Source organism: Chitinimonas viridis (assembly GCF_030409555.1).
Classification (GTDB): Bacteria; Pseudomonadota; Gammaproteobacteria; order Burkholderiales; family Chitinimonadaceae; genus Chitinimonas; species Chitinimonas viridis.
On record NZ_JAUFPU010000023.1, the window covers coordinates 1 to 17630 of the forward strand.

General features: G+C 61.0%; 22 protein-coding genes. 3 read left to right on the forward strand and 19 right to left on the reverse strand.

From position 1 onward, the window contains the following. Positions 1-272 precede the first annotated feature (272 nt). Positions 273-1163 (reverse strand): LysR family transcriptional regulator, encoded by an 891-nt coding sequence (locus QWZ03_RS20405; protein WP_290334453.1) that lies wholly within the window; start codon positions 1161-1163, stop codon positions 273-275. Positions 1164-1297: 134 nt separating this feature from the next. On the opposite strand from QWZ03_RS20405, the gene QWZ03_RS20410 reads away from it, so the two are divergent. The 3 genes from QWZ03_RS20410 to QWZ03_RS20420 all read left to right on the forward strand — a co-directional run bounded on the left by QWZ03_RS20410 (position 1298) and on the right by QWZ03_RS20420 (position 3504). Beyond that, on the forward strand, positions 1298-2161 hold the full coding sequence (locus tag QWZ03_RS20410) for an MBL fold metallo-hydrolase (protein ID WP_290334454.1): 864 nt from the start codon (positions 1298-1300) through the stop codon (positions 2159-2161). Further along, a complete protein-coding gene (locus tag QWZ03_RS20415) occupies positions 2155-2859 on the forward strand; it encodes a DsbA family protein (RefSeq protein WP_290334455.1) in 705 nt (234 codons plus the stop codon). Before QWZ03_RS20410 ends, QWZ03_RS20415 begins: the two co-directional genes overlap by 7 nt. A gap of 123 nt (positions 2860-2982) precedes the next feature. Then, on the forward strand, positions 2983-3504 hold the full coding sequence (locus QWZ03_RS20420; protein WP_290334457.1) for a GNAT family N-acetyltransferase: 522 nt from the start codon (positions 2983-2985) through the stop codon (positions 3502-3504). A gap of 107 nt (positions 3505-3611) precedes the next feature. On the opposite strand, the gene cydX is transcribed toward QWZ03_RS20420, so the two are convergent. From cydX to QWZ03_RS20510, 18 genes are all read right to left on the reverse strand, one after another. Continuing rightward, positions 3612-3755 carry a cytochrome bd-I oxidase subunit CydX gene (gene cydX / locus QWZ03_RS20425; RefSeq protein ID WP_284198430.1) on the reverse strand — a complete coding sequence of 48 codons (144 nt, stop codon included), beginning with the start codon at positions 3753-3755 and terminating at the stop codon, positions 3612-3614. A gap of 13 nt (positions 3756-3768) precedes the next feature. Beyond that, on the reverse strand, positions 3769-4905 hold the full coding sequence (gene cydB, locus QWZ03_RS20430; protein ID WP_308447590.1) for a cytochrome d ubiquinol oxidase subunit II: 1137 nt from the start codon (positions 4903-4905) through the stop codon (positions 3769-3771). 12 nt (positions 4906-4917) lie between these two features. Continuing rightward, the gene (locus QWZ03_RS20435) at positions 4918-6477 is read right to left on the reverse strand and encodes a cytochrome ubiquinol oxidase subunit I (RefSeq protein ID WP_290334458.1); all 1560 of its coding nucleotides are present in this window, start codon (positions 6475-6477) and stop codon (positions 4918-4920) included. Further along, positions 6461-6715 (reverse strand): cytochrome oxidase putative small subunit CydP, encoded by a 255-nt coding sequence (cydP, locus tag QWZ03_RS20440; protein WP_290334459.1) that lies wholly within the window; start codon positions 6713-6715, stop codon positions 6461-6463. Before cydP ends, QWZ03_RS20435 begins: the two co-directional genes overlap by 17 nt. 5 nt (positions 6716-6720) lie before the next feature. Beyond that, positions 6721-7284 carry a GbsR/MarR family transcriptional regulator gene (locus QWZ03_RS20445; RefSeq protein ID WP_284198427.1) on the reverse strand — a complete coding sequence of 188 codons (564 nt, stop codon included), beginning with the start codon at positions 7282-7284 and terminating at the stop codon, positions 6721-6723. Between the two features lie 121 nt (positions 7285-7405). After that, positions 7406-7672, reverse strand: coding sequence for a hypothetical protein (locus QWZ03_RS20450; RefSeq protein ID WP_290334460.1), 267 nt, complete (start codon positions 7670-7672; stop codon positions 7406-7408). Beyond that, the gene (gene pabC / locus QWZ03_RS20455) at positions 7657-8502 is read right to left on the reverse strand and encodes an aminodeoxychorismate lyase (RefSeq protein ID WP_290334461.1); all 846 of its coding nucleotides are present in this window, start codon (positions 8500-8502) and stop codon (positions 7657-7659) included. Before pabC ends, QWZ03_RS20450 begins: the two co-directional genes overlap by 16 nt. A 40-nt stretch (positions 8503-8542) precedes the next feature. Further along, the gene (locus QWZ03_RS20460) at positions 8543-9841 is read right to left on the reverse strand and encodes an aminodeoxychorismate synthase component I (RefSeq protein WP_290334462.1); all 1299 of its coding nucleotides are present in this window, start codon (positions 9839-9841) and stop codon (positions 8543-8545) included. A gap of 146 nt (positions 9842-9987) precedes the next feature. Beyond that, positions 9988-11229 (reverse strand): beta-ketoacyl-ACP synthase II, encoded by a 1242-nt coding sequence (fabF, locus tag QWZ03_RS20465; protein WP_290334463.1) that lies wholly within the window; start codon positions 11227-11229, stop codon positions 9988-9990. Positions 11230-11411: 182 nt separating this feature from the next. Continuing rightward, the gene (acpP, locus tag QWZ03_RS20470; RefSeq protein ID WP_284198422.1) at positions 11412-11651 is read right to left on the reverse strand and encodes an acyl carrier protein; all 240 of its coding nucleotides are present in this window, start codon (positions 11649-11651) and stop codon (positions 11412-11414) included. Between the two features lie 91 nt (positions 11652-11742). Further along, entirely contained in the window at positions 11743-12486 is a 744-nt protein-coding gene (gene fabG, locus QWZ03_RS20475; RefSeq protein WP_284198421.1) for a 3-oxoacyl-ACP reductase FabG, read from the reverse strand. 31 nt (positions 12487-12517) lie between these two features. After that, positions 12518-12799 carry a hypothetical protein gene (locus QWZ03_RS20480; protein WP_290334464.1) on the reverse strand — a complete coding sequence of 94 codons (282 nt, stop codon included), beginning with the start codon at positions 12797-12799 and terminating at the stop codon, positions 12518-12520. Beyond that, complete coding sequence (gene fabD, locus QWZ03_RS20485) at positions 12796-13722, reverse strand: ACP S-malonyltransferase (RefSeq protein ID WP_290334465.1); 927 nt, start codon at positions 13720-13722, stop codon at positions 12796-12798. Before fabD ends, QWZ03_RS20480 begins: the two co-directional genes overlap by 4 nt. Before the next feature lie 13 nt (positions 13723-13735). Next, positions 13736-14371 (reverse strand): glutathione S-transferase family protein, encoded by a 636-nt coding sequence (locus QWZ03_RS20490; RefSeq protein ID WP_290334466.1) that lies wholly within the window; start codon positions 14369-14371, stop codon positions 13736-13738. 113 nt (positions 14372-14484) lie between these two features. Continuing rightward, on the reverse strand, positions 14485-15444 hold the full coding sequence (locus QWZ03_RS20495) for a beta-ketoacyl-ACP synthase III (RefSeq protein ID WP_284198436.1): 960 nt from the start codon (positions 15442-15444) through the stop codon (positions 14485-14487). Positions 15445-15691: 247 nt separating this feature from the next. Continuing rightward, positions 15692-16726, reverse strand: coding sequence for a phosphate acyltransferase PlsX (gene plsX, locus QWZ03_RS20500; protein WP_290334467.1), 1035 nt, complete (start codon positions 16724-16726; stop codon positions 15692-15694). Between the two features lie 118 nt (positions 16727-16844). Next, positions 16845-17024: a 50S ribosomal protein L32 gene (rpmF, locus tag QWZ03_RS20505; RefSeq protein WP_099405109.1), complete on the reverse strand. Its 180-nt coding sequence runs from the start codon at positions 17022-17024 to the stop codon at positions 16845-16847. 39 nt (positions 17025-17063) lie between these two features. Next, the gene (locus QWZ03_RS20510; protein WP_284198416.1) at positions 17064-17579 is read right to left on the reverse strand and encodes a YceD family protein; all 516 of its coding nucleotides are present in this window, start codon (positions 17577-17579) and stop codon (positions 17064-17066) included. Positions 17580-17630: the final 51 nt, after the last annotated feature.

Sequence of the window (17630 nt, forward strand, 5' to 3'; positions counted from 1 at the left end):
ATGCCTACGCTTATCGGTTGTATCTTGTTAAAGAGCGTTTGCTTCTTCAGACCCACTCCGCTAAACTCATTCGTTTCGCTTCGTTTTTGTCTGCGTCAGCAGCAAGGAGGCGAACTATACGTCCCACAGATAATCGCGTCAACACCTATTCGCAAAATTCTTATCGGCAGCGCGAATATCCCATACCAGGCCAGGCTGCCAGAAGGCCCGTTCAGCCTGATCTGACGGCCCTAAAGGCCATGCTCAGGGGCAGGTATTCGCCACGCCGGCAATTACCAACGCCGATCAGCAAATCGTACAACCAGGAAATCCAGCAGCGCCCGTATGGCTGGGGATAGCTGCCGGCGCGATGGATATAAGCCATAGATAGTCATCTGCGGCGGCTGCCAGGCTGGCAACACGGCCACCAGCTCACCACCAGCCAGCAAACGGTTGGCCAGATAGGTGGGCTGTAGCGCGATACCTCCCCCTGCCAGCGCTGCCTGCAACAGCACCGTTGCCTCATTGGCCGTAAAGCGCGGGGTGACGCTGACCTCCTGCCACACCCCACCCTGGCTGAAGCGCCAGGTGCTGCGGCCAAAATTGGCATAGCCCAGGCAACGATGCTGGCTCAGCTCCACCGGGTGCTGCGGATAACCGTGAGCCGCAAGATAGGCTGGCGCTGCCACCAGCACGGAATCGCAAGGCGCCAATGGCCGGGCAATCAGCGCAGGGTCCGGGTCGGCACTGATGCGTACTGCCAGGTCGATGCGCGACTCGACCAGGTTCACGGCCCTATCCCCCACATCAAGGTCTATCTTCAATAACGGATGGATGGTCAGAAAGTCACTGATGGCCGCCGCCAGGTGGCCGTAGGCAAACGACATGCTGCAGGTCAACCTCAACTGCCCTCGCAGCAACCCGTCGGGCGGAGATATCTCCGCCTCCACCTCCTCGACCAACGCCAGCATCTGCTGGCTGCGCCGCAGGCATTGCTCGCCGGCATCTGTCAGCGTCACACGCCGGGTAGTGCGCTGCAACAGGCGGGCGCCCAGCCATTGCTCCATCTCAGCCACATAGCGGGTCACCATGGCGCGCGACATATCCAGGCGCTCGGCACTGGCGGTAAAGCTGCCGGTCTGGGCCACATCGGTAAACACACGCATCGCCAACAATCTATCCATATCACTTGCTCGATATACGCAACAAATATGAACAGATTAGCCGATTTATCCGAACGAATTAAGCCACTAAAGTGCACCTCACTGAAAACGACGCGGGATTAGGCCCGTTGTCGTCACCACCAAGGAGTTACACCATGCTGCGCCCCACCCTGCTTGCAACCGCCCTGTTCAGCTTGGCCGCCACCACCCAGGCGGCCCAGCCCCTGCAGCTCAAACTCTACAATGCCGATGCGGGCAGCTTTCACGCCACTTCGGTGTTGATCACCGGCAGCAGCGAAGCCATGGTCATCGACGCCGGCTTCACCCGGGCAGATGCCTATCGCATTGCCGCCCACGTCCTCGATAGCGGCAAGACGCTCAAGACCATATTGATCAGCAATGCCGACCCTGACTATTACTTCGGCGCGGCAACGCTCAAGAACCTGTTCCCCCAGGCAGACATTGTCGCCAGCCCCGCCGTGGCGGAGAAGATCAAGGCCAAGCAGCCCGCCAAGCTGGCTTATTGGGGCCCCAAGATGGGCGCCAACGCTCCCATGCAGTCCGTACTGCCGCGGCCTCTCTCCAGCAATACCCTGCTGCTGGATGGCGCCACCATCGAGTTGCGTGGCACCCATGGCGCCTTGGCGCATCGTCCCTATGTCTGGATTCCCTCCTTGCGCACCATCGCGGGTAATGTCGCCGTCTTCAGCAAGCTGCACGTCTGGACCGCCGATACGCAGCGAGAGATTGAGCGCAAGGCCTGGCTGAGCCAACTGGAGGAGATGCAGGCACTGCAGCCGGCCATGGTGATCCCCGGCCATATGGCGACAGGCGGCGTACTTGACGCCAGCGCCATCCAATACACCCGTGACTACCTGCTGCGCTTTGACGCTGCCAGCCAGCAAGCCAAGACCAGTGACGAACTGATAGCCGCCATGCAACACGCCTACCCCGAGGCCGGCCTGGGCATTGCTCTTGATATTGGCGCCAAGGTGCGTATGGGAGACATGAAGTGGTAAGCCCCACCCTGCACTATTACTACGACCCCTTGTGTGGCTGGTGCTACGGCGCCGCCCCCTTGATTGCCATCGCAGCAAGCCTGCCCGGCGTCGCCCTGCACCTGCATGCCGGCGGTATGCTGGCGGGCGATCAACGCCGCCCCATCAGCCCGGCCTGGCGAGACTATGTATTGCCACACGATCAACGTATCGCCGAACTCAGTGGCCAGCCCTTTGGCACTGGCTATCGCGACGGACTGCTGCGCGATAGCACGGCCATGCTGGATTCGGCACCGCCCATCAGTGCCATCCTGGCGGCCGAGTCAGCCGCCGGCATGGGCCTGGCCATGCTGCACCGCATGCAGCAAGCCCACTATGTTTCGGGCCAACAGATTGCCAACCCTGCGGTCCTGCATCAACTGGCCGATGATCTGGGGCTCGATGCCCAAGCCTACGCCAAGGCCTACGAAAAGCTGCAAGGCGCAGAAACCGCCAGCCATATCGCCAGCAGCCGGGCGCAGATGGCACAGTTGGGGGCGCGTGGCTTCCCTACCCTGGTTCTGTTCGATGGTACACAGCAGGAAATCCTGCCACTGGACAGCTACCTGGGCAAACCTGCAGCGTGGCAAGCATGGTTGCGCGACAGGCTGGCAAAGGCGGCCAACGCGTCCCAGCCACCACAGCAACTGGCCTGCGACACCGCCAGCTGCACCGTGTGACACGCAGGCTGTCGGGCGACAGGGCGACACGGCAATACCCCAGGCAGTGGCGAGGCTACCTACTTACCGCGCCTGGGGCCTTTGGATAACATGGCGGGTCAGCACCCGCCATCCAGGAATACCATGCGTCTTGTTCACTGTACCGAAGCCCGCCACGCTGAGGCCATACTGGCCATCTTCAATGACGCTATCGTCAATTCCACCGCATTGTATGACTACCACCCCAGGCCGGCCGCCAGCATGATGGGCTGGTTCGAGACCAAGCGGGCCAATGGCTTTCCCGTCATCGGCTTCGAGGACGATCAAGGCACCCTGCTGGGCTTTGCCAGCTATGGCACCTTCCGCGCCTGGCCGGCCTTCAAGTATTCGGTCGAGCACTCCGTCTATGTCCACAAAGACCAGCGCGGCGCCGGCCTGGGCCGCAAACTGCTGGAGGCACTGATAGTCGAAGCACAGGCGCGCGGAGTACATACCCTGGTGGGTGGCATCGATGCCGACAATGCTGGCAGTATCGCCCTGCATCTGCAGCTGGGCTTCAGCCACGCCGGTACCATCCGGCAGGCAGGCTTCAAGTTTGGCCGCTGGCTGGATCTGGCGTTCTACCAGTTGCTACTGCCTACACCCCAGCAACCGGTGGATGGCTGAACACCACCCAGCAAACATATATATAGGCGCCCCAGTGGTCGGCATGCCCACATCGCGACCTGCCTCATCCAACTAGGCCGGGCAATGGGCTGGCCGGCCCGCAAGCATTACTCCTTGTGCGCCTCGAAGCGGCGCCTGGTTTCGTCTTCGTCACGCTGGCCAAAGGCATAGTTAGCCTCCAGCCACATCACATTGACTACGCCAAAGGCCAGTGCCAGCCCCAAACCCAGTATCCAGGCGAAATACCACATTGCTTGTCCTCTCTTAATAAGCGGTATGACTGTCACGCCGGATGGCCTCTACCGTCACCGGCCCGCGCAGTACCCGGTAGACCCAACTGGTATAGAGCAGCACGATGGGCAGCAGGATGGCAGTCACCAGCAGCATGGCCCACAGGGTTTTATGGCTGGAGCTGGCATCCCACAGGGTAAGGCTGCTCTGGACATCCATGCTCGAAGGCAGCACAAACGGAAACAGCGACAAGCCCGCTGTCAGCAGAATGGCGACTATCGCCGCAGCGCTGGCCAGGAATGCCGCCCAGCGCCAGCCACGCCAGGCCGACAAACTGGCCAGCAAGGCTGCCACCACGCCGCTGACAGGCAGCAGCCATAACCAATCCCAGCGACCATAGTTGAGCAGCCAGCCGCCCGCTACGCGGGTGACTGTCTTCTCAAATGGCGTCAGTGCCTTGGCCACTGCGCCCTGGCTTTGCAGGCTTAAACCCGCCATGCCCGCCAGCCACACACCACCCAGGATGAACAGCAGCGCCAGCAGGCAGCCCAACACCATGGCAGCCCGCTGCGCACGCAAGCCGACCGCAGCCTCGGTGCGCAACAGCAACAAGGTAGCGCCATGCAATGCCAGCAGGCAGGCCGATACCAAGCCGCAATACAGGCCAAACGGGTTCAGCTGGTCCAGCAGGCCACCGCCATAACTGACCCGCATGGTGTCATCGAAACGAAAGGGCAGGCCGACAAACAGATTGCCAATCGCGATCCCGAACACCAGCGCCGGCACCAGACCGCCAACAAATAGCCCCCAGTCCCAGAAGCTGCGCCAATGCGGGTGGGCCAACTTGCTGCGGTAGTCGAAACCCACCGGGCGCAGGAACAGGGCACATAGCGCCAGCACCAAGGCGTAGTAGAACACCGAGAAGCCCGCCGCATACACCAGCGGCCAGGCCGCAAAGATGGCACCACCGGCCAGCACCAGCCAGACCTGGTTTCCTTCCCAGGTTGGCCCCACCACATTGATGGCCACCCGGCGTTCTTCATCGGTACGGCCCACATAGGGCAGCAGCATGGCCACCCCCATGTCAAAGCCATCCATCAAGGCAAAGCCGATCAGCAGGGTTGCCAGCAGCCCCCACCAGATCAATTTCAGTGTGTCGTAATCCAGCATGTGGCGCTCCTTCTAAGCAGTAGTGGCTTCGCCGTGATAGCGGCCCGTACCGAGGCTGGCCGGCCCCAGCCGTATGTATTTGAGCATCAGATACATCTCCACCACGAACAGGCCCAGGTAGATGGCTCCTATACCCAGCAGACTGGTCCACACCTGGCTGGCCTCAATGCTGGAGACCGACAGATGGGTAGGCAGGATGCCCGAGATGGTCCATGGCTGCCGGCCATACTCCGCCACAAACCAGCCCAGCTCTGCCGCTACCCAAGGCAAGGGGATGGCGACCACACACAGGCGCAGCAACCAGCGCCGGGGCGCCAGCTGCTTGCGGGCCAGATACCAGAAGCTGGCGCCAAAGATGAACAGGAACAGAAAACCCAGCCCCACCATGCCACGGAAGGCCCAGAACAGCGGTGCCACCTGCGGAATGGTGTCGCTCACCGCCTGGGCAATCTGCGCTTCGGTCGCATCCACCACCCTGGGCGTGTATTTCTTCAGCAGCAGGCCAAACCCCAGGTCGGCCTTGTGCTGCTCGAACTGCAACAGCACAGCATCGGACCTATCGCCCGCCTTCAGCTTCACCAGTGCCTCATAGGCCTTCATGCCACGGCGTATGCGCAGATCATGGTTGCGCTTCAGATCCTTGATGCCTATTACCGGCTCGTCGACCGAGCGGGTAGCAATCAGGCCCAGTGCGTAGGGCACCTTCACCGCATAGTCGGTACGCTCCTCGGCCTGGTTGGGCAGGCCAAACAGGGTCAGCCCTGCTGGTGCCGGATGGGTTTCCCACTCCGCCTCGATCGCTGCCAGCTTCACCTTTTGCACCTCGCCCGTGGTGTAACCCGATTCGTCGCCCAGCACGATGACCGACAGGCTGGCGGCCAGGCCAAAGCCCGCCGCAATGGCAAACGAGCGTATGGCAAAGCCGGTATCACGGGCGCGCAGCAGATAGAACGCCGATATGCCCAGCACGAACATGGCACCCGTGACATAGCCTGCGGCCACCGTGTGCACGAACTTGGCCTGCGCCACCGGGTTGAAGAACACTTCCGACAGACTCACCAGCTCCATGCGCATGGTGTGGTAGTTGAATTCTGCGCCCACCGGGTTCTGCATCCAGCCATTGGCGATCAAGATCCACAATGCCGAGAGATTGGTGCCCAGCGCCAGCAAGGTGGTCACCATCAGGTGCTTGACCGGGCTCAGGCGGTTCCAGCCAAAGAAAAACAAGCCGATGAAGGTGGACTCCAGAAAGAAAGCCATCATGCCTTCTATCGCCAAGGGCACGCCGAAGATATCGCCCACATAGTGGGAGTAATAGGCCCAGTTGGTTCCGAACTGGAACTCCAGCGTCAGCCCGGTGGCCACCCCCATGGCGAAGTTGATGCCGAACAGCTTGCCCCAGAAACGGGTCATGTCTTGATACACCTGCCGGCCGGTCATGACATAGGCCGCCTCGCAGATCACCAGTATCCAGGAGAGTCCCAGAGTCAATGGCACAAACAGGAAGTGGAACATGGCCGTCAACGCAAACTGCAGGCGTGACAGGGTGACCACGTCATCGGGTGAGATCATGGGAAGCTCCGCGAGTCGGGGATACAGGGGGTACAGGCTTGGCCGCCGTGCCGAGCAGTTGCTGCTCCACCTGCGGCTGGGGTACGGTCATGTGGCGGGCCAGTGGTTCGCTGAACCAGAGGTGCTTGGCGGTAAAGAAGAGGGTGAGCTTGACCGCCACGATCACGCTCAACTCCAGCCACAAGCGCGGCCGGCGCGTGGTAAGGGCAGGTCTGGTGCCAGGGTCGGGGTCAGTCATGGCGGTCAAGCCTCGCCGCCATCACGGCCACCGAACTTGAGCTTGTCGGCGAACTCCAGCACCTTCTGTACCTTCGCACCCAGTTGCATCAGCCGTATCACCGTCTCGGGCGAGAGCCGCTGAACTTCGTCCAGCCAGCCCGTGGTCAGCTCGATCAGCCCGTGCATCTCGCGCATGCGATCCTGGGCAATCTGGTCCGCCTCGCTATCGGGGCGTTCCAGCAACGCTTCGCGCAGCATGCTGAGGGTAGGTTCTATCTCGCGGCGACGGCGCTCCTCCATCAACACCCGGAAGATGTCCCAGACATCCTTGGGCGGCTCAAAGAAGTCGCGCCGGTCACCAGGCAGGTGTACCAGCTTGACCAGACGCCAGGCCTGCAGCTCCTTGATGCCTATGCCGACATTGGAGCGGGAAAACGCCAGCGTCTCGCCTATTTCGTCGGCGCATAGTGGCTTGCCACTGATGTAGAGCAAGGCATAAATCTGCCCCACAGTGCGATTGACACCCCAGCGGGAGCCCATTTCACCAAAGTGCAGCACAAAGCGTTCAGCCAGCGGAGTCAGGTTCATGTTCAAATTCCAGTATTTTCTGGAAATTTAAACATTCCTGCCAATTATGGCAAGTACAGATGTAAAAAAGCCGGCAATCAGCCGGCCTACTGTTTACTGCGAAGACTGTTCACCGTAACGGTTACTTCTGCAGACGCAGGCAGTACTTATCGTAGTCTGCCTCTATCTTGGCCTGCTTGGCCGCCATCTTCTCCAGATCCCAGGGCTTGGCGCCCATTTTTTTGCGCTTCTCTATCAACACCAACTCGTTGACGTACTTCTCGCAACGGGCTTTCTCCTTCCCCGGCAGATGCTCGTAGAAGATGGGGGAGTACTTGTCCGGCAATGTTGGACCTGCTGCCTGCGCGGGCACCAACAGCAGCAAGGGTAAGATCAAACGGGCAAGCATAGACGGCTCTCTTCAAGACACAATGAGTTGATACGGTGATTAAGTTGCGCAGCCAAGCTGAAATCCTGCCATAGGCGCTGACCACAACGCCCCACCGGCACCACGCCAGCCAGACTATTGCTCAGCAACACGGCCTCTGCGCTTAGCATGACATCCGCATCGAAAGACCGCAACACGGTTGGCAAGCCCAACTCGGTCGCAAGCCGCAACACCATCTCGCGCATTACACCGGCCACACCACAATCCGTCAGCGGGTGTGTCAGCAAGCAACCATCCTGCAGCAGATAGAGATTACTCATCACCCCCTCTACCAGCTCGCCACGCGCATTACGCATCAGGCCTTCAAATATCGCCGGGTCGCTCCACTCCCGCCTGGCCATCACCTGATCCAGCCGGTTGAGATGCTTGACCCCGGCCAATCCGGGCTGTATCGGCAACAACCAGTCGCACAGCCTGATGGCTGCGCCATCGCGGTAAAGCGCGTCAGGATAGGCAGGCAAGGGGCCGACCAATACCAGCCTAGTAAGCGGTGCATCCGGTGCACAGGCATAGCCCCTGGCGGCCACCCCACGCGTCACCATCAACTTGATGCTGGCGTCCCAGGGCGCCAGTCTTGCCAGATCGGCCAACCATAGGGCTTCATCCGGGCACGCCATGCCCAACCGATCACAATCGGCCTGCAGCCTCGCATACTGCCTGGGCCAGGCCAGCACCCGTCCGGCCTGGCAGCGCAGGGTACGGAACACCCCGTCGCCATAGGCCAGTCCACGATCCCGCGGAGAGATTACGGCATCGATCTCGCCATTGATCAAGGCGGTTTGCTCGGTCACGCCTCACCCTTTCCCTCACCTAGCTGATGCGACCACCGCACTAATGCTGCACCCCCAGGGCGCGCAGCAAGCCCCTGGCCTTGGCGCGCGTCTCATTCAATTCCCGCTCGGGATCACTGTCGGCCACGATGCCAGCACCAGCGCGGAAGTACAAGGCATCGCCATCCTGCATAAAGGTACGGATCAGGATATTCAGGTCCAGCGAGCCATCTTGATTGATATAGCCCAGGCTGCCGGTATAGGCGCGACGCGGCCTGTCCTCCAGCTCCCTGATGATCTGCATGCAGCGCACCTTGGGGCAGCCGGTAATCGTGCCGCCGGGGAACAAGGCCCGCAATACCCCCGCCACATGCTGCCCTGCGCTCAGGGTACAGCTGACGGTAGACTCGATATGGTGGACATAGGTATAGCTGGTCACCTCCATCAAGGCATCAACCTTTACCGTACCCGGCACGGCAATACGCCCAAGATCGTTGCGCTCAAGGTCAATCAACATGATGTGCTCAGCCCGCTCCTTGGTCGAAGCCAGCAACCGGGCCTTCTGCGCAGCGTCCTCTTGCGGATCGGCGGAACGCGGATGCGTGCCCGCGATGGGGCGCGTCTCCACCCGGCCCTGCCTGTCTATCCTCACCAAACGCTCGGGCGATGAACTGACGATAGCCTGGCCGCCCCCCAGATCCACATAGGCCGAGAAGGGCGCAGGATTGGCACGGCGCAACTGGGCGAACAGATCCAGCGGCCCGGCGCCATCGGCCAGCCTGGCATCCCAGCCGCGCGACAGATTGACCTGGAAAACATCGCCCTCGCGGATATAGTCCTTGCAGCGCAAGGTCCCCGCCAGGAACGCCGCCGGCTCGTCCTCACCCAGTTGCTGCAAGGCAATAGCCTGCGGCGCAAAGACCGGCACGGCAGCCAGCAATGCCTGCAGACTGGCCAGTTGCGCCTCGGTCTCCGCTACCAGCACCGCCCCAACCTGGCCTCGTCTTACCAATATGGCAGCCGGCACCCTGGCCAGCAGCCCCAATGGGAAGTCCCTGTCCTGTCGCGCCGGCACCGTGGGTTCCAGTGTCTCCAGCCACTCATAGCCCAGATAGGTGAACCAGCCACCACTAAAGGGCAGCTCCCCCGCCGCCATCTGGGGCGCCACGGCGATACGGGCAAGGTCGTCGTACAGCGCCTGCCCCTCGTGCCCGGCATAGACACGCACCGACATAGGCAGGGCGAACAGGATGTCCCAGCCGGCGTCGCCAGCAGACTGCAACAGATAGGGGAAGGCAGCCGGATGGGCCGCAGCCAGCGCCAGCAGATCAGGCGTGGTGTCTAGCGATAAGGTTGGCATCGCGCAGCAAATCAATGAAAACGCCGCGCAGTCTCCCGCGCGGCATTCTGTTTGGCAAGCCGCTTGGCGAGTATTCCGCCAGGAGGCCTGCCGCCACAGGGCAGTACGCTACGCCGTGCTAGCGCGCAACGCCTCTCGCGCCCTGGCTAGACCCGCTTGAACACCAGCGTGCCATTGGTTCCGCCAAACCCGAAGGAGTTGGAGATCGCCACCCGGATAGTCATGTCACGGGCCGTATTGGCCACGTAATCCAGATCACAGCCACCCTCGATATCCTGCTCGAACAGGTTGATGGTGGGCGGGCTCTTCTGGTGGTGCAACGCCAGGATGGAATACACCGCCTCCACCCCGCCCGCGCCACCCAGCAAGTGACCCGTCATGGACTTGGTAGAGTTGATGGCCAGCTTGCGCGCATGGTCACCAAAAGCAATCTTGAGTGCATTGGTCTCGTTGGCATCACCCAGCGGCGTAGAGGTACCGTGGGCGTTGACGTAGTCGACCTCGTCAGGATTGACGCCGGCATCCCGCAACGCATTCTGCACGCCACGGGCCGGGCCCTCGGCATTCGGCGCGGTGATGTGGTGGGCGTCCGAGCTCATCCCAAAACCGGCCAGCTCCGCATAGATGGTGGCGCCGCGCTTGACCGCGTGCTCGTACTCCTCCAGTACCAACACCCCTGCCCCCTCGCCCATGACAAAGCCGTCACGACCCTTGTCCCAGGGGCGCGAAGCCGTGGTCGGATCGTCATTGCGGGTAGACAGTGCCTTCATGGAGGCAAAACCGCCTATGCCCAAGCGGGCGATGGCACATTCGGCCCCGCCGGCTACCATGATGTCGGCGTCGCCATACTGGATCATGCGGCCAGCATCCCCTATGCAGTGTGCGCCAGTGGTACACGCCGACACGATGCCGTAGGAAGGGCCTTGATAGCCCTTGATGATGCTGACGTGGCCCGCGATCAGGTTGATCAGCGAACCAGGAATAAAGAAAGGACCGATCTTGCGGGGACCGCCCTGCATCAGGTCCACGCCGGTTTCCTCGATCAGGGGCAGACCGCCGATACCCGAGCCGATATTGACGCCGACACGGGTCTTGTCCAGACCAGCAATATCGTCCAGGCCGGCATCCTTGATGGCATCCAGCGCAGCGGCAATGCCGTAATGGATAAAGGTATCCATGCGGCGCGCCTCTTTGGGCGAAATGTATTGGGTGACATCGAAGCCACGCACTTCCCCGGCGATCTGGCAGGCCATATCGCTGGCATCAAAACGGGTGATGGTGCCGATACCGCTCTTGCCGGCCAGCAAATTGGCCCATCCTGAAGCGACATCATTGCCTACAGGAGAAACATGGCCCAGGCCAGTAACGACAACTCTGCGTTTGGACATTGGAACTTCCTATCGAGAACAGCTGCGCATCACTCTACATGACTCGCATGACAATACACCACGGTCAAACAAGCGACCGATCAAATTGAACAGCAAATGTGACAAGACCCCGCCGCGAGCAAACGCGTCGGGGTCTTGCACACCCTGCAGCCAAGCCGGTCAAGGTCTGGCTCACAGCTGGATTACTTGCCCTGATGGCTCTTGACGTAATCGATGGCTTGCTGAACGTTGGTGATCTTTTCGGCTTCTTCGTCCGGAATTTCGCACTCGAATTCTTCTTCCAGCGCCATCACGAGTTCAACGGTGTCGAGCGAGTCGGCACCGAGGTCTTCAACGAAGGACGAGTCGATCTTGATATCGGCTTCGTTGACGCCCAGCTGTTCGGCGACGATCTTCTTCACGCGTTGTTCGATATTTTCCATTCTTGAACCCAAACCTTTCGTGTTGGATGGTCAAAAGCGCCCGCATTCTATCAAAAAACGGCGACGCCAAAAAACGGAGTGAAAACTCCAATTAATTCATGTACATACCGCCGTTTACATGCAGGGTAGTACCCGTTACGTAAGCGGCTCGGTCCGATGCAAGGAAGCCCACGGCATCGGCAATCTCCTGCGGCTGCCCCAAACGCTCCAGCGGAATCTGCGCCAGCAGCTTCTGCTTGTAGTCATCCGCCAGGCTGGCTGTCATATCCGTATCGATAAAACCGGGGGCCACGCAGTTGACCGTGATATTGCGGCTGCCTACCTCACGTGCAAGCGACCGCGTAAAACCCATCATGCCCGCCTTGGCGGCGGCGTAGTTGGTCTGGCCGGCAGAGCCGGATGCACCCACTACCGAAGCAATGCTGATGATGCGCCCCCAGCGAGCCTTCATCATGCCACGCAATACGGCCTTGGAGAGCCGATATACGGAACGCAGATTGGTATCCATGACGGCATCCCAGTCCTCTTCCTTCATCCGCATCAGCAATTGGTCACGGGTAATACCCGCGTTGTTCACCAGCACGGCAATGGTGCCATGGGTTTTCTCGACCTGTTCCAGCGCGGCATCCAGGGCGGCACTGTCGTTCACGTCGAGCGCCAGACCCTGGCCCGGATAGCCGGCAGCAGCCAGATAGTCCGATATGGCCTGCGCACCCGTGTCGCTGGTTGCCGTGCCTATCACGATGGCACCCTCTTTGCCCAGGGTCTCGGCGATAGCCCGGCCTATGCCGCGGGATGCACCGGTAACCAGTGCTACTTTGCCTGTTAGGGACATGCGTCGTCTTCCTCGCTCACTTGCTCAATCGTCAATTGTTCGTCAGGCGCCAGATCATCGAGGCCAGCCAAAGACCGACACCCGCCACCTGCATGATCAAGGCCTTGCCGCTGGGCCTGGCATCATCACCGCTCATGTACTGCCCCAGCTTGCCGGCCGCATACAGGAAGAAACCCGCACCGGCAGCCAGTGACCAGGCCACACCATTGACCAGGCCGTCATGCACGCGCGTCACCCCCAGCAGCAGTGCCAGGGGGATAAACACCCTGTCTATCCAGCGCATGCGGCGGAATGCCTCCACCACCCGGTTCACAGGGCCGCCTTCAGCTTGTCGAAACTGGCCGGCTCGGTCAGTGCCATGCCGCTCAGTTCGCCGTTGATACGCTTGGTCATACCTGCCAGCACCTTGCCTGGGCCGCATTCAGCCACCACGGTCACACCGTACTGGGCCAGCAGTTGCACGGTCTCTACCCAGCGCACCGGGCTATAGAGCTGGCGCGCCAAGGCCCCTTTGATCTCATGGTCATGTGACCAGGCAGTGACATCTGCGTTATGAATCACCGGGATGGCGGGCGCGCGCAGCATGATGCCCGCCATGGCCGATTCCAGTTGCACGGCCGCCGGCTTCATCAGCGCGCAATGCGAAGGCACCGATACCGGCAGCGGCAAGGCCCGCTTGGCGCCGCGCGCCGTACAGGCCTCACAGGCCCGGTCCACGGCGGCCTTACTGCCCGCAATCACCACCTGACCAGGGGTATTGAAGTTTACCGCCTCGACGACCTCGCCTTGCGCCGCCTCGGCACAGGCGGCACGGATGGCGTCGTCGTCCAGGCCCAGAATGGCAGCCATGCCACCCTGCCCAGCCGGCACCGCGGCCTGCATGGCCTCTGCCCGCAGGCGTACCAGGCGCACCGCATCCTTGAAATCCAGCGCATCGGCCGCCACCAGGGCCGAGTACTCACCCAGGCTGTGGCCGGCGAGATAGTCCGGCTTGCGCCCACCAGCCGCCAGCCAGGCTCGGTATACCGCCACGCCTGCCGCCAGCATTGCCGGCTGGGTATTGACGGTCGCGTTGAGCGCCTCGTCCGGGCCGCCCGCTATCATGGCCGCCAGGTCAAAACCGAGCGCCTCGCTCGCTTCTGCCAGCGTCTGCCGCACCACATCGCTATCAGCGAAGGCATTCAACATGCCTATGGCTTGCGAACCCTGGCCAGGAAAAACAAATGCAAGTTTCATCTATCGCGCTTCCCTATCCCCGCGCTGCGCGGGCTGCCGCCATATCGGCCAGCACCCTCGCATAGGCAGGGCGTTGCTTCATGTGTTCGAGATAAGTCGCCACCGGCAGCCCGGCAAACCAGTCGCGACCGTAGACATTGTCGGTAATCCGACTGATCAAGGGGAAATGGACGGCAGCGGCACAGTCCGCCAGGGTAAACATCTCGCCCGCCAGATAGGGTGAAAAGCGGGCCACCCGGCCAAACGCCTGCACCCCTCGGTCCAACTGGCGCGCCACCTCATCCTTGACACCATCGGCCACTGGCGCGCCAAACAAGGCGTGCGGCAGCAAACGACGGGCCACCAGCTCCACATCCTGCTCCAGTATCTGTATCAGCTCACGCACCTTGGCACGTGCCAGCAAGTCCTTGGGCAGCAAGGCCACATCAGGATAGCGTTCTTCCAGATACTCCAATGCAGCCTGGCTCTCGCAAAAGCGAGTACCATCCACCTCAAAGTAAGGCACCTTGCCTGTGGGGCAGCGCGCCAAAAAATCTGCCTCTTGCGAGGGGCCTGTCGCGATCTCCTCGAAGGCGATACCCTTCTCCAGCAGGGTCAGCTTGACCTTGTTGGAGTAGTTCGAGAATGCTGAACCATAGAGCCTGAACACGTTATCACCCTTGTTTTTCGACGACGTTTCCAGAAAATAAGCGCAGATACTACCCTTCAAGCGGTCAAACCGCTAGCAAGCAGGCGCTTGTTTGATGCGCCGCCGCCCGCCGCCTACCAGCGCAGCAGGGCCGATCCCCAGGCAAATCCGCCACCAATCCCCTCCAGCAGCAGCAGCTCACCCGGCTTGAAACGACCAGCTCGGGCCGCCTCATCCAGGGCCAGCGGGATGGACGCCGCCGAGGTATTGCCGTGCCTATCCAGGGTGACCACCACCTTGTCCATGCTCAGCCCCAAGTGCTTGGCGGTGGATTCGATAATGCGCAGATTGGCCTGATGCGGCACCAGCCAGCTCAGCTCGGACTGCGGCAAGCCCGCCGCAGCCAGCGTTTCGGTAGCCAGCTCGGCCAGCGCCTTGACCGCAAACTTGAATACCGCCGGGCCGTCCATATGCAGGAAGGGCTTGCCGCTGACATCGCCGTGCATGATGCTTGCCGGGGTAGTCAGGATGTCACGGTAGCGGCCGTCCGCCTTGAGCTTGGTGACCAGAATGCCCGGCTGGTCCGTGGCTTTCAGCACCACCGCACCAGCACCATCGCCAAACAGCACACAGGTACTGCGATCATCCCAATCCAGTATGCGAGAGAACACTTCCGCCCCTACCACCAGCGCCGTCTTGGCCATGCCACCACGAACAAACTGGTCTGCCGTCGCCAGGGCATAGACAAAACCGGCACAAACGGCTTGCACATCGAAGGCCGGAAAACCATGCACACCCAACTTGTCCTGCAATATGCAAGCGGTGCTGGGGAACACGACATCAGGGGTGGTGGTGGCGACGATGATCAGGTCGATATCGGCCGCGGTAACGCCCGCCGCCTCCATCGCCGCCAGGCTGGCCTTGAGCGCCAGATCACTGGTCAGCTCGTCTGCAGCGGCGATACGACGCTCACGGATGCCCGTACGCGTCACTATCCATTCGTCACTGGTATCAACCTGCTGGGCCAACTCGGCGTTGGCCAGTACGCGCGCGGGCAAATAGCTGCCCGTGCCGGCAATGCGGGAATACTGCACTTCGGTCTCTCCATCCGCCGCCTCGTGGGCAGCGGTACGCTGGGGTAATGCCCGCACGAGACATAGTCGCACGGGTCAGAAAATACCGGGGCCTGCCCACAACCCCCTCTTTGTTCGCACAGCAACGCTGCCTGTGCAGGCTATCGGCCCGGCTATCCAGCCCAGGCCACCCTAAGTACGCTTGATCGCACCCCTGCCCTACCCGAGCACACAGTGCGCCAAGCAAGCAGTGCCATATCCAGCTTCGCTAAGCTCGCTCGGCCGCCGCCTTGCTGGCCACCACATGGTCTGCCATGGTTTCGGTAATCTTGTGCAGCACGCCGGAGCGTGCTTCTTCCAAGGCCTGCTCCAGCGCATAGTAGAAACCCAGCCTGTCTGCACCGCCGTGACTCTTCACCACAATACCGCGCAGGCCCAACAGGCTGGCGCCATTGAAGCGCCTGGTATCCATGCGGTGGCGAAAACTCAGCAACACCGGCATGGCCACCAAGGCAATCAGCTTGCGCCACCAACTGCGGGAGAACTCGTCCTTCAGTATCTCGGTCAGCATCTTGGCCAGCCCTTCCGAGGCCTTTAAAGCCACATTGCCGGTAAAGCCGTCGCAGACCACCACATCCACCGTACCCTTGTAGATGTCATTGCCTTCCACATTGCCACGGAAGTTGAGACTGGACGCCTTCAGCAACTCGGCCGCCTCCTTGACCACCTCGTTACCCTTGATGTCCTCCGAGCCAATATTGAGCAGGCCGACCGTGGGTCTGTCCTGGTGATTGAGCGCACTGCTGAGCGCCGCCCCCATCACGCCGAACTGATACAGCTGCTCGGGCGTACAGTCGACATTAGCCCCCAGATCCAGCACGCAGCTGGTGCCGTGCATGGTGGGCAGCATCTTGGCGATGGCAGGGCGATCTATGCCTGCCAGGGTCTTGAGTACAAAACGGGCCGTGGCCATCAGCGCACCGGTGTTGCCTGCCGACACGCAGGCATGCGCCTCGCCGGACTTCACTAGGTTGATGGACACCCGCATGGACGAGTCTTTCTTGTTCTTGAGGGCCAACTGGGGCGGCTCGTCCATGGCTACGACTTCGCTGGCGTGATGGATGCGCAGACGCGGGCCAACCGTGGCGTGACGCGCCTTCAGCTCGGCCTCAATGGCATCCTGCAAACCCACCAGGACCACATTGACGTCGGGATGTGCCTTGAGAAACTTGAGTGCGGCGGGCACGGTGACATGCACACCGTGGTCGCCGCCCATTGCATCGATAGAGACTGTGATTTCCATGGGCGGGAGATTACGGGCTAGCGCGATGTTCGCCAAGCGCTAGCTTGAAACAGTACAAACAAAAAGGCGCGCTTCGTAGGAAGCGCGCCTTGGTATTGCTTGCCGAAGCAAAGGACAATTACTCGCCCTTGGCCTTGACCACGCGACGACCACGGTAGAAGCCGTTGGGGCTGATGTGGTGACGCAGGTGAGCCTCGCCAGTGCTGGGCTCAACAGCCAGCGCAGGAGCGGTCAGGAAATCGTGGGCGCGATGCATGCCGCGCTTGGAAGGGGATTTTTTGTTCTGTTGAACGGCCATGGTTCTAACTCCTGGATCAAACTCGAAAATGACAAAAACTTAGTGTTCGCCGCGCTGCAACTTGCCTTTAAGATCCGCCAGCACGGCAAACGGGTTCGGCTTTTGCGGCACTACGTCCGCATCTGGCGCCACACCCACCTCGGCAACACACGCATCGTGTGCCGGAGCATAGGGTAGCGACAGCAAAATCTCGTCCTCAATCAGGTTTAGCAGGCTGAACTCTTGCTCAAACAGCAAACCTTCCATGTCCTCATCTTCCGCTTCCGCCTCATCCAGCTTGGCCTCGTCGGCAAACAGGGTGAAGCGTGTCGCTACGTCTATCTCGAACGGCAAGGACTTGAGGCAGCGCTGGCATTTCAACTCAAGCTGGCCGCCTACACGCAAGTCCAGCGTCAGGCGCTTGTACTTGTCTGCGTTGCCGGCCAGGGCAAATTGTATGGCACTACCGCCCAGCACGTCGGCCGCCACACGGGGCAGATCGGCCAAGGCCAATTCCCCCTGCAGGGTGCGTTCACGTCTGGCAAATTCGCCGTTGTCGAAGGTGAGGTCGGACATAAACGGTGGATGATATACTCCAAGTCCTTCAAACGTCAAAAAAATCTAGCC

Bases quoted from the DNA above. Each gene is read 5' to 3' on its own strand.
- QWZ03_RS20405 (WP_290334453.1), bottom strand. From the start codon at position 1,163: ATGGATAGATTGTTGGCGATGCGTGTGTTTACCGATGTGGCCCAGACC.
- QWZ03_RS20410 (WP_290334454.1), top strand. From the start codon at position 1,298: ATGCTGCGCCCCACCCTGCTTGCAACCGCCCTGTTCAGCTTGGCCGCC.
- QWZ03_RS20420 (WP_290334457.1), top strand. From the start codon at position 2,983: ATGCGTCTTGTTCACTGTACCGAAGCCCGCCACGCTGAGGCCATACTG.
- cydX (WP_284198430.1), bottom strand. From the start codon at position 3,755: ATGTGGTATTTCGCCTGGATACTGGGTTTGGGGCTGGCACTGGCCTTT.
- cydB (WP_308447590.1), bottom strand. From the start codon at position 4,905: ATGCTGGATTACGACACACTGAAATTGATCTGGTGGGGGCTGCTGGCA.
- QWZ03_RS20435 (WP_290334458.1), bottom strand. From the start codon at position 6,477: ATGATCTCACCCGATGACGTGGTCACCCTGTCACGCCTGCAGTTTGCG.
- cydP (WP_290334459.1), bottom strand. From the start codon at position 6,715: ATGACTGACCCCGACCCTGGCACCAGACCTGCCCTTACCACGCGCCGG.
- QWZ03_RS20445 (WP_284198427.1), bottom strand. From the start codon at position 7,284: ATGAACCTGACTCCGCTGGCTGAACGCTTTGTGCTGCACTTTGGTGAA.
- QWZ03_RS20450 (WP_290334460.1), bottom strand. From the start codon at position 7,672: ATGCTTGCCCGTTTGATCTTACCCTTGCTGCTGTTGGTGCCCGCGCAG.
- QWZ03_RS20460 (WP_290334462.1), bottom strand. From the start codon at position 9,841: ATGCCAACCTTATCGCTAGACACCACGCCTGATCTGCTGGCGCTGGCT.
- fabF (WP_290334463.1), bottom strand. From the start codon at position 11,229: ATGTCCAAACGCAGAGTTGTCGTTACTGGCCTGGGCCATGTTTCTCCT.
- acpP (WP_284198422.1), bottom strand. From the start codon at position 11,651: ATGGAAAATATCGAACAACGCGTGAAGAAGATCGTCGCCGAACAGCTG.
- fabG (WP_284198421.1), bottom strand. From the start codon at position 12,486: ATGTCCCTAACAGGCAAAGTAGCACTGGTTACCGGTGCATCCCGCGGC.
- fabD (WP_290334465.1), bottom strand. From the start codon at position 13,722: ATGAAACTTGCATTTGTTTTTCCTGGCCAGGGTTCGCAAGCCATAGGC.
- plsX (WP_290334467.1), bottom strand. From the start codon at position 16,726: ATGGAAATCACAGTCTCTATCGATGCAATGGGCGGCGACCACGGTGTG.
- rpmF (WP_099405109.1), bottom strand. From the start codon at position 17,024: ATGGCCGTTCAACAGAACAAAAAATCCCCTTCCAAGCGCGGCATGCAT.
- QWZ03_RS20510 (WP_284198416.1), bottom strand. From the start codon at position 17,579: ATGTCCGACCTCACCTTCGACAACGGCGAATTTGCCAGACGTGAACGC.